This window comes from Paenibacillus sp. 32352 (genome assembly GCF_002042965.1).
Lineage (GTDB): Bacteria > Bacillota > Bacilli > Paenibacillales > NBRC-103111 > Paenibacillus_S > Paenibacillus_S vulneris.
The window spans coordinates 110,485-123,510 of the sequence record NZ_MZNT01000001.1; the positions used below are offsets into that span (position 1 = coordinate 110,485).

Below are 13,026 nucleotides of genomic sequence, written 5' to 3' on the forward strand. Positions count from 1 at the left end.
CACGATGATTGAATGTCCGCCATATTTCGTTCCAAATGGCTGCGTTATGCAATATCCGGACTCATTATTTTTATGATGTTTGCCTCTTATCATATCAGGGTGGAGGGGGAATCGACGAATCCCCGTTTCGTGCTGATGCGGCTCGAAGATATCGGCCCCGGCGGGCAGTACGGATCGATAGAGCAGCTCGGCAAGCTGAGAGCGGTTATGGAGTATTTACGGGACCAGCATGTGGCGTACCACCTGGCCGTCATTCCGCGCTGGCTGGATTATCCCGCCGACGGATCCCGTTATGACGTCTCGTTGGACCAGACGGATAATCCCTACGTGGCCGCCTATCAGAAGCTGTTGAAGCAGGCCGTTCAAGACGGTGCCGTGCTCGGAATGCACGGTTATACGCATCAGGTCGGCAATGTGCGTCGCGATGACGGGCACCATGAATCCGGGATCGGCAACGAATTCGACGAGCCGGGAGAGAGCTCTACGATATCGGCTGCGTTCGCGGAGCCCAGATTGAAAGCTGGCCTGGCAATACTCAACAAAGCGGGGCTTACGCCGGAATTCTGGGAATCGCCTCATTATCGCTCTACTCCCGAGCAGGATGAGCTGTTCCGCTCCTATTTCGGTTTGAATTACCAGGCGGATGTCCAGGTGAACCGCAATTCTCCCGCTGCCCAATATATGAATGTGCGTAATGATAAATATGGTGCGGCGAGCATGGGAGCGGCTTACGTTCCAACGCCGTTTGATTACATTGCTTATAACAAGGATGAAAAGGTGATTCTCGACCGGCTGGGCAAGACAAACAATATCAATTCGTTCTTCTACCATCCTTTTCTTGAATTCAAATATTTGACTCCGGTTACGGATGAGAATGGGCAGCCGGTGATGAGAGACGGTTTACCGGAATATAAATACCCGGATCAGGATAAAAGCGTGCTGCAAAAGCTGATCACCGGCATTCGTGCCAAACGCTACGTGTTTTACTCCATTCATGACTATGTGCCATTCACACCGGCGCAAAGTGTGAAATGGGCCGGAAACCAATCGGGAACCGGGCCCCAGGCTTCAGGAAAGCTTACCGAGCAGAAAAAACTCATGCTTGCCGACGTTACGGGGGACGGCCAGGCCGACCTCGTTGCATGGGATGTGAAGAACGGAGTGATCACCGTAGCTTCCGGCTCCTTCAAAGGGATGCGTAATGAGCCTCAAGGGCAGCCTGCCGAATGGGCTCGCGTCACTTATACGAACGGGGCGGCGGCAGCCGTAAGCAGCACTAATGCGGCCGAGAGCGCCTCCCTATGGGTTGTTCAACCGGGCGGCAAGCTCCAGCGTTACGTGTCCGACGGACGGCAGTTTGTTCTCAAGAACAGCTGGACAACGGAAGCCCGCAGCTGGGCGAATCTGCAAGTCATTCAGCAGAAGGACGGCGATGTAGTGCTTGCCGGGCTCTCCACGGACCGCAGGCAGGTTAACGGCCTATGCGTCAGCAAGGGCGAGGTGAAATCGTTAAAGCCTTACCCGCTGAAGAGCGAGTGGAAGAATGAGCTTCAGCAGCGGACGGAGATTAGCGGAGAAAAGGTATTGTTACTCTCTCGCCCAAGTACCATCGGAGGCTTGGAGCTTTCGGCGGATAAGACGGCAGGGGAATGGAAGCCTAACCGGGTTCAGCTGAATGTTCCCGATGAATTCGGAGAAATCCGAATCGGTGATTTTAACGGAGACGGCCAGGAGGATGTGCTGCGCTGGAACCCGGAGACCTCCCGGTTCACCGTTTATTTGCGTAAAGGGGAGAACGAATATCAGCTGCTGTCAACCTTTGGTCCGTGGGGAAAGCCGGGAGCGAAGCTGATCATTCACGATTTTGACGGAAACGGGAAAAGCGATCTGGGGCTGCTGGACCGTCAGGATGGCTTTTTGGATACGGCCCTTTCCTTTGAAAGCCAATAAAATAGGATAACCTGGCACACCGCCGGGTTTTCTTTTGGTTTTTTCATTGACCAATCGAATAACATTCTTTATTCTTGAATCAATTAATGACGATCATTTGTTTGGTGGTGTGACAATTCGTGATGGATCAAACGATTTTCATCGTAGAGGATGACCCCGAGGTTCGGGAGCTGATGAGCACGTATCTGGAAGCGCATCAATTCCGCGTTGCCTGGACGGATCGAGGCGACGAAGCGATAAGGCTTGTTCGGGAGCTGCGGCCCGATCTTATTATTTTGGATATTGTGCTGCCGGGGAAAAACGGCTTTGAGGTCTGCAAGGAGGTTCGGGAAATCTCGCCGGCTCCGATTATTTTCGTCAGCTGCCAGACAGAGGAGCATTATAAAATCACCGGTTTGGGAATCGGCGGGGACGATTATATAACGAAGCCCTTCAGTCCGAATGAGTTGATCGCCAGGGTCAAAGCCAATTTAAGACGGCCCCATCTGCAGAGCGAGAAGACAGATGCATCCTCTAAGCTGAGATTCGGCGCCACGGAAATCGATACCGTCAGCAGGACGGTGAAGGTCCATGATGAAGAGATTCTGTTGTCCAAAAAAGAATATGAGCTGCTGAGCTATTTGGCGGGAAACCCCGGACGAACGATCACTCGCGAGGAGCTGTTCCGGGAAGTGTGGGGACAGGAAATCTTCAACGACACGAGAACGATCATCGTCCACATCAGCAATCTTCGCAAAAAAATTGAACGCGACCCCGCGAACCCTAGACATATTATTAATGTTCATGGTGTCGGTTATAAATTTATCTATACGTAACCTGCCTGGTGCGGATGAGGCCATCCGGCCAGGCTATTTTTTGCATTTTTTCGGGTCATCCGTATCGATCCTCTTCCTCCTTGGAGAGGCGTTGCTGCTTTCGAAAAAAGGATTGATTATTTTGGCCTATATCCCTATGATGAACTTGTAGCTTTGTACAAAATTGTAGCTGTGGGAGGTTTTGATATGAAAGCGCTTTTAGTGGGAGTGGGAGGGTTCGGTTTCGGGTGGTACCGGAGACTTCGCAATCAGTACAGCGAGGTGGCATTGGCGGTCGCCGATAGCGATGAGAGCAAGCGAAGCCGATTTGAGGAGGACGGAGTGCCCTTTTACACTTCGATTGCGGAAGCTATTGACCAGGAAAAGCCTGATGTGCTGCTGAACGTTACGCCCAGGCATGTACATAAACATATCAATCAAATCGCCTTTGATCATAAGCTGCCGGTATTTAGTGAGAAGCCGATTGCGGATAATTACGCGGACGCCAAGGAAATGGTGGAGCGGGCCGAGAAGGAAGGCATCCCTTATATGATAGCGGAAAATTACCGGCGATTCCCGTTCGTAAGAAAGCTGAAGCAGCTGCTTGAGGAGGGAAGCATCGGGACGATCTTGACCGTCGATGGGGAATTTTACCGCAGCACGGACAGACCTCTGCCGGATAAGCTGGATATATTGGAGGAGCTGGTCGTTCACCACTTCGATTTGGTGCGCTACCTGACGGGGCGTGAGGTAGGCAAAGTGTTCGCGACGTACCGGCACCAGCTTCATATCGTTATGGATATGCAAGCAGGCATCACTGCCACTTTCACCTGCTCGACGCGCTCCAAGGGCAAGACAACGGATTGGTCCGGCAATTGGCGTATAGAAGGCTCGGAGGGCTGTCTGGAGCTGATCGACAACCAGATTTATTTGACCAAGGATGGGGAGACGGCTCATTACGACGATTTCAGCGATGTGGACGCGCCGGGTGCCTTCAGTGAATTTTTGCAATCGCTGGAGGAGCAGCGAGAGGCGGAGACGAGCGCCAAGGACTACCTGCGAAATCAAGCGCTGGCTCATTATGCAAGGGAGTCCATTCAGCAGGGGCAAATGGTCGATACGTCTGCCAGCTGGGGCTACGGTCCGATGATCGTACGCAATTATTTGGAGGCGGAGTTCGGGGAACCGGGTGTCAGCCACCACGGCAAAGGGTTGACCTACGGCAAACGTTTGTTCTCCAAGGAGGATTTCGACACGCCGATCATGTTCATGGGGTATTGCGAAATCCCGCCAGGCTCCTCCATCGGGTACCATGGTCATCGGGAGGATGAGGAAGTGTACATTATTCTGGAGGGTACCGGTATCATGACGGTGAATGGCGTGCAGCGGCAAGTCAAGGCAGGAGATATCGTGCTGAATAAGCCTTGGTGGAAGCATGGGCTGGAGAATAACAGCGATGAACCGCTTCGTGCGATCATTTTTGAAGTGATGAAAAAGGGCTGATCCTTAAAGCATCAGCAGAACAGGCTCGCCCTCGCATTGCGGGAGATGGCCGCACCTTTTATGCCCGGGTTCGAAGACTTTCGGATTCGGGCTTTCCTATCATCCGATATTTACATCTCGTTAATACGGGGAAAATACTATCGGCCTATCATAGAGCGACAGCAGCTCCAGCCTAACGACAGGGGACATGATATGGGAATTGGGTATCGATGGATCATCGGCATTAACAAGAGCTTTAAAGTGAAGCTCATTTTGAGCTTGTCATTTATTATTTTGCTATCGTTCGGCATTACCGGTTATTTGACCTACGAGAATAATCTGAGACTATTTGAAGAAGAGATCAGCAAGCAGTTTTCGCGAACGAACGATGAAGCGTTGAACAAGCTGGAGCTGAAGGTGCAGGAAATCAGCCGGATTTCGCAAACGATCGTGTTCAATCCGCAGATTGAGAAAATGATCATCCGCATCAACGAAAATGAATCAGTGGACCCTTACAATCTGTATTATGACAAAAAGCAGATCGAAGAGCAGATGTATCAGATCAAGTTCGATGCGCCCTATATTACAGGGATGTATTTATATGATCTGAACGGAAATCCTTCCTACTTCAGCTATACCAGCTCCTCCATTAATAAGTTCGACGCTTACGTGTTCCGGGTTATCCGTTCCAAAATCAACGATTCTTACGGAGATCTCGTATGGATGAGCATGCCGCTGCCGAGCACGGTCGAACCGAGCGGCTTCCGTCAGACGATCATCGTCGCCCGTTGGATGAAAAACAGCTTTTTGCATACCTACGGCATGCTCGTGATGGCTATTGACGAATCGTTCTTCTCCAGCTCCTTGAAGGAGCTGACCAAGGACGGCACAGGCGAAGTGTACTTATTCAATCAGACCCAGGATTTGCTGTACAGCAACGTAGAGCCCGAATCCGGCGATAAGCTGCGTATGCTCAAGCAGCTGGACGATACCCGGCTCATGGAGAACCATTTGTTCGTCGAGAGTGAATCCCAGACTGTATCGTTCAAGCTGGTGAGCGGAACCTCGTTGGCTGAAATTCGCAAAAAAAATCAGATTTTATCACAAAAAATCGTATTTTCCGGTTTAATCAGCATTATTCTCGCCAGCGTGCTGATCATTCTGTCTACGGGCCAGCTGCTGCGGCCGCTTAAGGATTTACTGCAAGGATTGCGCAAGGTGCGCTCCGGCGACTTCGATGTACGGATCGAAGTGCGGACGAAGGACGAGCTGGCTTATATCGGTGAAAGCTTCAATGCGATGGCAGAGCATGTGGGACATTTGATCAAGGAAGTCTACTTGACGCAGATCAGCGAGCGGGAGGCCGAGCTCAAGGCGCTGCAGGCCCAGTTAAACCCGCATTTCCTGCACAATATGTTTAACGAGATTTATTGGAAGCTGTATCTGCAAAATGAGAAGGAAACGGCGGGCCTTATCGCCGCCATATCGGAAATGCTGAAGTATTCGCTGATGCCTGTAAGGACGCCGACGACGGTCAAGGAAGAAATTCAGCAAATTCGCAACTATGTGAAGGTGCAGACGGAGCTGTTCGAAACCGATCTGGAAACGATGATTCAGGTGGAGGAAGAAGTGCTGAACTGCAGGATGATGCGTTCCTTGCTGCAGCCTTTGGTCGAGAACGTATTCCTGCATGCATTCCGCAAGAAAGTATCTCATAAAGTGCTGATGATCAAAGCAAGGAAGCAAGAAGGGGCCTTGGAAATCGAAGTGATCGATAACGGCTGCGGGATGGATGCTATGGCTTTATCACAGCTGCTCGGCAGCCCCGGCGCTTCGCTGCCTCAGCGCGACGGCCGGGAAAGCTTGGGGGTACGAAGTGTAATTAGACGAATAGAGCTCGTATACGGCAAGCCTTACCGGCTGGAAATCATGAGCGTGCCGGAGAGCGGCACGACGATGCGATTGATTCTGCCGTTGGATATCGCAGAGAAGGGGGATATAATGCATGCTGAACGGTAAAGTACTGATTGTGGAGGATCAGCCTCATTTTCGTAAAGGTCTAGCGCGGATGGTAGAGGACGGCAAGCTCGGCTGGAGCGTAGCCGGGGAGGCCGGTAACGGCCAGGATGCGCTGGAGCTGCTGGACCATGTACAGCCGGATCTGGTACTTACCGACATCCGGATGCCGATGATGGACGGGATTGAATTTGTAGGGAGGCTTCGGGAAAGATACCCGGATATGCTGGTCATCATTTTGACGGCTTACAAGCATTTCGAATACGCTCAAGCGGCCGTCCGCCATGGCGCGCTGGATTTCTTAATCAAGCCGTGCACAGAGGAGGATGTGAGGCAGGTGCTGGTCAAAGCGTCGGAGCGCTTCTACGAGCAGTATGCGCAGAAGCAGAGCCGGAAGCTTCAGCAAAGGCTGGAGCAGGACCAGACGCTTCGTGCGGCCCTGCTCGATTTGCCCTATACGCCGCAGGATGCCTCCCGCTTGCAGGAGCTGCTGGAAGGGACCGAGCTGTGGCAGCTGCAGCTGGATCAAGAGGATTTGGCGAAGAAGCAGTATGGCAAGAGCGATTTGAGTCTGATCCAATTCGCGCTTTCCAACATCGTCGAGGAGCTGCTTCGGGCAGAAGGACTTGAGGCCAGGCTTATCCTAATCGAACATGACCGGTTCGTTCTTGTTTCAAGGCGCCTAAGCCTCGGGAATTCGATTCGTCAATCGATAGAGGGCTCCGCTCTCCAATATTTGAATCTTCGTCTGCATTGGGTTTCGATGGGAGTAGCGCCCCAGGTCGGGCAATTGGCCGGCTTGTATGCAAAGATGAAAAGGGCCGATCACGGCAAGCCGGAGCTGTCGGCGGCTGCCGATGAAGCAGGAACCTCTGCATCGTTGTCCTTGAATCAAGCGCGCGTGAAGGAGATTGAGGTACAGCTTATAAGCACCATCATGACAGGCCAGGCGGAGCAGCTTCAGCAGCTGCTGGACCGGATGCTCGGGGAGCTGCAATCCATGTCGGCCGATGAGATGAAGCTGTATGCCTTGTCGTTATCCATAGCCATGCACAATACCGTTCACAATCAATTTGAAACGGAGGAGGGCGCCGTAACAACCGGGATCCCCTACCATATGCCGCATAGCGACTGGTCCTCAGGTGAGGTTATTCAGTGGGCTCGGGAGCAGGTACAAGGCTTCGTACTGCTCTTTAATAACTGGCAGGCCTCCAAAAGCGATAATTTGATTGAACGGGCGGTCAAATATATCGAAGAGCATTACAGCGAGGAATGCCGATTGACAGATGTGGCTTCCCATATTCATTTGAATCCAAGCTACTTTAGCGTCTTGTTCAAGAAATCGACGGGAGAGAGCTTCACCCGTTACGTTACCCGCGTTCGTATGGAAAAAGCAGCCCTGCTGCTTCGCAATACCGATATGAAAATATTTGAAATTGCCTGCGCGGTCGGCTTTGATGAGCCGAATTATTTTACCAACGTGTTCCGGCAGCAGTATCGGATGTCGCCGAAGGAGTACCGCAGGGTTCCCATTCCCTGAACCGCAGGGGAGCTCCACTCTTTTACAGAGCTTTTACACACACCCAATGAATTTATAGATTCCTCTATAAATTTTTAAGGGTTCTTTTTTTTGTCCGCCTATAATGATCCATATAGACTATTTGAACATTCATAGGAGGCCAAGAAGCTAATGGGAGAACAAGTAAACGTCGCTATAATCGGCTGCGGGGGAATCGCGACAGGCAAGCATTTGCCGAGCCTGAAGAAGCTGGAGCAGGTGGCGGTCACCGCTTTTTATGATATTTCCATGGAGCGGGCGCAGGAAGCGGCTGGGACATTCGGCGCCCCGGGAGCAAAAGTGTATGAGGATTACAGAGAGCTGTTGGCCGATGCTTCGATAGATGTTGTTCATGTGTGTACTCCTAACGACTCTCATGCGGAAATATCGATTGCGGCTCTCGAAGCGGGCAAGCACGTCATGTGCGAGAAGCCGATGGCGAAGACGGCCGCTGACGCCCGCCGTATGGTGGAGGTAGCAAAGCGCACCGGGAAAAAGCTCACGATCGGTTACAATAACCGGTTTCGTGCGGACAGCCTATATCTGAAGCAGCTGTGCGAGGATGGCGAGCTGGGTGACATTTATTTTGCCAAAGCCCATGCCATCCGCAGACGGGCGGTTCCGACATGGGGAGTGTTCCTGGACGAAGAGAAGCAGGGCGGAGGGCCGTTAATTGACATCGGTACGCATGCGCTCGATCTGACCTTATGGCTGATGAACAATTATGAACCGAGGGTGGTGTTGGGAACGGCTTATCATAAGCTGTCCCCCAGGGAGAATGCGGCCAACGCCTGGGGCCCATGGGATCCTGCCAAGTTCAAGGTCGAGGATTCCGCTTTCGGGATGATCGTTATGAAGAACGGAGCAACCATTATGCTCGAATCCAGCTGGGCGCTCAACGTATTGGATGTGAAGGAAGCGAAATGCACGCTTTGCGGTACGGAAGGCGGAGCGGACATGCAGGACGGACTGCGGATTAACGGGGAAAAGCACTCGCGTCTATATATCAATCAGCTGCAATTTGAAGCTAAGGGCGCGGACTTTTACGAGGGCAAGAAAGAGAGTATGCAGGATAAAGAAATCCGGCTATGGATCGACGCGGTCATTCATGATAAGCAGCCTTTGGTCACTCCGGAACAGGCGTGCGTCGTATCGGAAATACTCGAGGCGATCTATGAATCCAACCGGACAGGCCGGGCCGTCTATTTTGACGACAAGGAGAGTGGGATATGATCAAGATAGCCATGCTAAGCTTTTGGCACGTTCACGCCAAGGATTATGCGAAGCAAGCTTTAGAGCACCCGGATACGGACATTGTAGCCGTATGGGATGAAGATGCGGATCGGGGCAGGGAGCAGGCGGCCGAACGGGGCGTCATGTTCTACGACGATTTGGAGCAGCTTCTGGCACAGCCTCATATCGATGCGGTTATTGTCGACGCTCCGACGAGCATGCATCACGAGGTAATCACTGCCGCTGCCAGGGCAGGCAAGCATATTTTTACGGAGAAGGTCATCGCTCCAACGAAACAGGAATGTCTGGACGTGCTGGAGGCGGTGGAGGAAGCGGGAGTCAAGCTGACCGTATCTCTGCCCAGGCTGAATATGCCGTTTACTTTGGCGGTACAGAACATTTTGAATGAACGGCTGCTGGGGCAGATCACGCTGGTGCGGGTGCGTCTGTCCCATAACGGAGCTTTGTCCACGGAGAAGGCTCCGAACGGATGGCTTCCGCCGCATTTCTTCAGTCTCGAGCAGTGCTGCGGGGGCGCTTTGACCGATCTGGGCTGTCATCCGATGCTTCTAGCCAGGCTGTTCCTCGGCATGCCGGACAGCGTCAGCACAAGCTTCGGCCACATCACGGGCCGCGAGGTTGAGGACAATGCCGTCTCCGTACTTCGCTATGCAAGCGGGGCGATGGCAATTGTAGAAGCGGGCTTCGTCAATCCCTTCTCTCCGTTCGTCATTGAGGTGCACGGAACCGAAGGCAGTCTGCTGTTCTCCCGTCACGATGAACGGCTGCTGGTGAAGAGCGTGAAGCTGCAGCGGGAGGGGGCTCCGGATTGGCAGGAGCAGGAGCTTCCCGCCGCCCGTCCGTCTGCCTTCGAGCAATGGGTATCGCATATTCAAAATGACACGGTCGCGGAGGAAAATATCCGGCTGGCGCTTGATTTGACCCGACTGATCGAAGCATCCAATCTCTCGGCACGTTCTGGCACAGCTGTTCGATTAAGTGATATAGCCGAGCAGACAGGGGGAACAGAAAATGAACGATAAAGGAGCCTATTCGTTTTCCACGTGCTGGAACATCAAGCGGCATAAGACCGGGAAGGAAATGATCGAAGAGATCAAGGAGCTCGGGTTCCGGTACGTAGAGCTGAATTACAACGTGAACGATGATCTGCTGGCCACAATAGAGCCGATGATAGAGAACGGGGACATTCATGTATCCAGTGTACATAATGTATTTCCATTTATAGACGATAAGGATTACGATACCGATTCGGTCATGCTTGGCTTTGATGATGAATCCAAGCGCAAACGCTCCGTGGAGCTGTTAATCCGTTCCATGGAATATGCAGACCGGTACGGGGCGAAGGCGGTCGTGGTCCATCCAGGCGAAGTGCCGTTCGACACCAATATCGACTCAGAGCTTAAGCGGCTGTATCGGGAGCGCGGCAAGGAATCTCCGGAATATGCGCGGCTGTGGGCGGAAATGTCTGAACGCCGGGAGCGGCTGAGTCCGGTCTATGCCAAGCGGATTCAGGACAGCCTGGAGGAGGCCTGCAGCTATGCAGCCCGCAAAGGCTGGAACGTGGCAATAGGCATCGAGACGCGGTCGCGCTGCTATCAGATGCCGACGCTGATGGAGGCCAAGTCCATCTGCGACGGCTTGAAGGGCAGTCCGGTTTATCTATGGTATGACATCGGTCATGCGATGATGATGGACCGTATGGGCTTGTACGATAATTTGCGGCAGCTGGAGCTGGTGCTGCCTTACATCTATGGGGTACACATCCACGAGACGCTGGAGCTGTCCGATCATTGGTGTCCCTATGTCCACAGCAAGGATATGGATTACTTCGACCATTTCCTTGAAGCGATAGATGCCGCCAAGGTGAAGGTGTATGAATTGAAGGCGGCGTGCCAGCCGGAGGACATTCACCGAAGTCATGCCCTCATCACCGGGAAAATGGCGGCTCGCAAAGAACGGCTGACATCCTAGGAACGGAGTGACGATAGTGAAACCGATAATGGAACGGTTAACGGCTATGAACGATGAATGGTCACAGGAGGCGCTGCTCCGTCAGGTTCATGACCCGCATTCCAAATATGCGGGAGGGATCCTTGACGATACCGGCACCGCGCAGGCGAACCATCTCGGCACTCCAGCCTTCATGGCTGTATGGACGGCAGCGCTGGTGAATCCGGCATCGCGCTATTACCGCGATGAGGTCTTGCTTCAGGCGCTGGAGCAGGCAGCGCAGTTTATGCTGTCCCGTCAGCATGCAGACGGGACGATCTCCCTCGGCGCGACGAATTACCATTCGCCGCCGGATACCGGCTTCGTCATCGGCGGTGTTGTGCCGGTGGTTCAGCTGCTGCAGGCCCATGAAGAGGGATGGCCAGAGCTTGGCGGTGTAATCTCCAAGCTGAAGCTGTTCCTCGGGCGCACGATCCCGGCGATGCTGACCGGCGGCTGTCATACGCCGAATCACCGGTGGGTGATTACAGCGGCGCTTGGCCTGCTGTATGAGCTGTTCGGACGTCCGGAGCTGGCCGCAAGGGCCGACGAGTGGCTGAACGAAGGGATAGACATCACCGCAGACGGAGAGTGGACGGAGCGGAGCAACGGAATTTACAATGCGGTCAGCGATATCGCTTTGTACCATACCGCCCGTACATTGAACCGTCCCGAGTGGCTGGACGCCGTTCGCCGCAATCTTCGGATGATGGTATACCTGGTCCACCCGTCGGGCGAGGTCGTGACCGACTATTCAGGGCGCCAGGATTACGGGCAGCAAGCGGATCTAGCCAGCTATGCGCTCATTTACCGCTTGATGGCGGCGATGGACCGGGACCCGCTGTTCGCAGCGATGTCGGATTATGCTGCCTCGTTCATAAAGCAGCCCGGCGCTGTCAACAACAGCGCGCTGCTCGGTTATTTGCTGGTTCCTGAGCTGCAGCAGCTCCCAGGCATAGACCGGTCCGAGCTGCCGCAGGAGTATAAGAAATTCATCAACGCCGGTCATCCGATAGCAGCGCATTTGCGGCAGCTTGATAGCGTGGGACATCATCAGCGCATCCAGCACAGCAGCATGCATCTGGCTTTCGGAGCGCCGATAGTCCGGATTCGCGAAGGGCTAACGAGCGTGACCTTGATGAGTCAATCGCCTTCGTTCTTTTCTCTGCGGCATGGAGACGTGAGGCTGCTCGGGGTCAAGCTGAGCACTTCCTTTTCCCCGGGTATTGTCAAATTCGATGATCTGGCAGAGAAGCAGGAGATGAATTCCTTCAAGCTCACGGCAAGACGAACCAAAGGCTATAACGGGCCGATTCCGGATCGTCTTCTCCCGGGAAGCCCGGCGGACCGGCTTCGGCTGAGCCCGTGGTACTTGCTGCCGCATCAGCATCGTCCGCTTACGCACGAGCAGACGCTTAGGCTGTCTGCGGAGCTGACGCAGGGGGATACCGGGTGGAAGCTTCGCCTTCGCTCGGAGGAGCTGGAGGATGTCTATACGCAGCTAACGTTTATTTTCAGTGCGGAGGCCCATATCGCCGGGGAAGACCTGCACCAAGCGGGGCCGGGCAGCTTCTTTCTTAAGAGCGGGGCCGCCCGCATTGCGGAGGGGCAGGATGCATTGGAGATAGCAGGCGGGGCCTACGAGCATTGGCTGCCCGTACTGCGGGAGGACGAGCATCCCGCCGGATGCCAATATGTGCATTTGAATCTGATGACACCGTTTGACCGTACATTTACGATAACCTTCTCGTGAAAGGGAAGAAGGCAGTGGCTGGATTTCATTTACGGACGTTTTGGAAGCGCTGCCTGACGGGCATGCAGCCCGTGAGGAGCTGATTGATTTTTTTCAATGAGCTGTATGAGGGGATACGGCTTTGCAGTCTGGCAGCGGATCGAGATACGTCTTCCCGGCTTGACGGATACGGATCTTTACAGAAACATAACAACGATCCAATGAAATTATAGATTCGTCTAACATTTTTT

9 protein-coding genes are annotated in these 13,026 nt (G+C 53.4%); all 9 read left to right on the plus strand.

What is annotated here, in order from left to right; genetic code table 11:
• Window positions 1-12: 12 nt before the first annotated feature.
• The 9 genes from B1728_RS00490 to B1728_RS00530 all read left to right on the plus strand — a co-directional run bounded on the left by B1728_RS00490 (window position 13) and on the right by B1728_RS00530 (window position 12,796).
• Window positions 13-1,950 carry a DUF2334 domain-containing protein gene (locus B1728_RS00490; RefSeq protein ID WP_079908218.1) on the plus strand — a complete coding sequence of 646 codons (1,938 nt, stop codon included), beginning with the start codon at window positions 13-15 and terminating at the stop codon, window positions 1,948-1,950.
• A gap of 122 nt (window positions 1,951-2,072) precedes the next feature.
• On the plus strand, window positions 2,073-2,765 hold the full coding sequence (locus B1728_RS00495; RefSeq protein WP_306293505.1) for a response regulator transcription factor: 693 nt from the start codon (window positions 2,073-2,075) through the stop codon (window positions 2,763-2,765).
• A gap of 186 nt (window positions 2,766-2,951) precedes the next feature.
• Complete coding sequence (locus B1728_RS00500) at window positions 2,952-4,247, plus strand: Gfo/Idh/MocA family oxidoreductase (protein ID WP_079908220.1); 1,296 nt, start codon at window positions 2,952-2,954, stop codon at window positions 4,245-4,247.
• 192 nt (window positions 4,248-4,439) lie between these two features.
• A complete protein-coding gene (locus B1728_RS00505; protein WP_179135821.1) occupies window positions 4,440-6,245 on the plus strand; it encodes a sensor histidine kinase in 1,806 nt (601 codons plus the stop codon).
• A complete protein-coding gene (locus B1728_RS00510) occupies window positions 6,232-7,782 on the plus strand; it encodes a response regulator transcription factor (protein WP_079908222.1) in 1,551 nt (516 codons plus the stop codon). The genes B1728_RS00505 and B1728_RS00510 overlap by 14 nt, the downstream gene beginning before the upstream one ends.
• A gap of 150 nt (window positions 7,783-7,932) precedes the next feature.
• Window positions 7,933-9,033: a Gfo/Idh/MocA family protein gene (locus B1728_RS00515; RefSeq protein ID WP_079908223.1), complete on the plus strand. Its 1,101-nt coding sequence runs from the start codon at window positions 7,933-7,935 to the stop codon at window positions 9,031-9,033.
• The gene (locus B1728_RS00520; RefSeq protein WP_079908224.1) at window positions 9,030-10,076 is read left to right on the plus strand and encodes a Gfo/Idh/MocA family protein; all 1,047 of its coding nucleotides are present in this window, start codon (window positions 9,030-9,032) and stop codon (window positions 10,074-10,076) included. The genes B1728_RS00515 and B1728_RS00520 overlap by 4 nt, the downstream gene beginning before the upstream one ends.
• Window positions 10,066-11,025, plus strand: coding sequence for a sugar phosphate isomerase/epimerase family protein (locus B1728_RS00525; RefSeq protein WP_079908225.1), 960 nt, complete (start codon window positions 10,066-10,068; stop codon window positions 11,023-11,025). The genes B1728_RS00520 and B1728_RS00525 overlap by 11 nt, the downstream gene beginning before the upstream one ends.
• A gap of 16 nt (window positions 11,026-11,041) precedes the next feature.
• A complete protein-coding gene (locus tag B1728_RS00530; protein ID WP_306293497.1) occupies window positions 11,042-12,796 on the plus strand; it encodes a hypothetical protein in 1,755 nt (584 codons plus the stop codon).
• Window positions 12,797-13,026 lie beyond the last annotated feature (230 nt).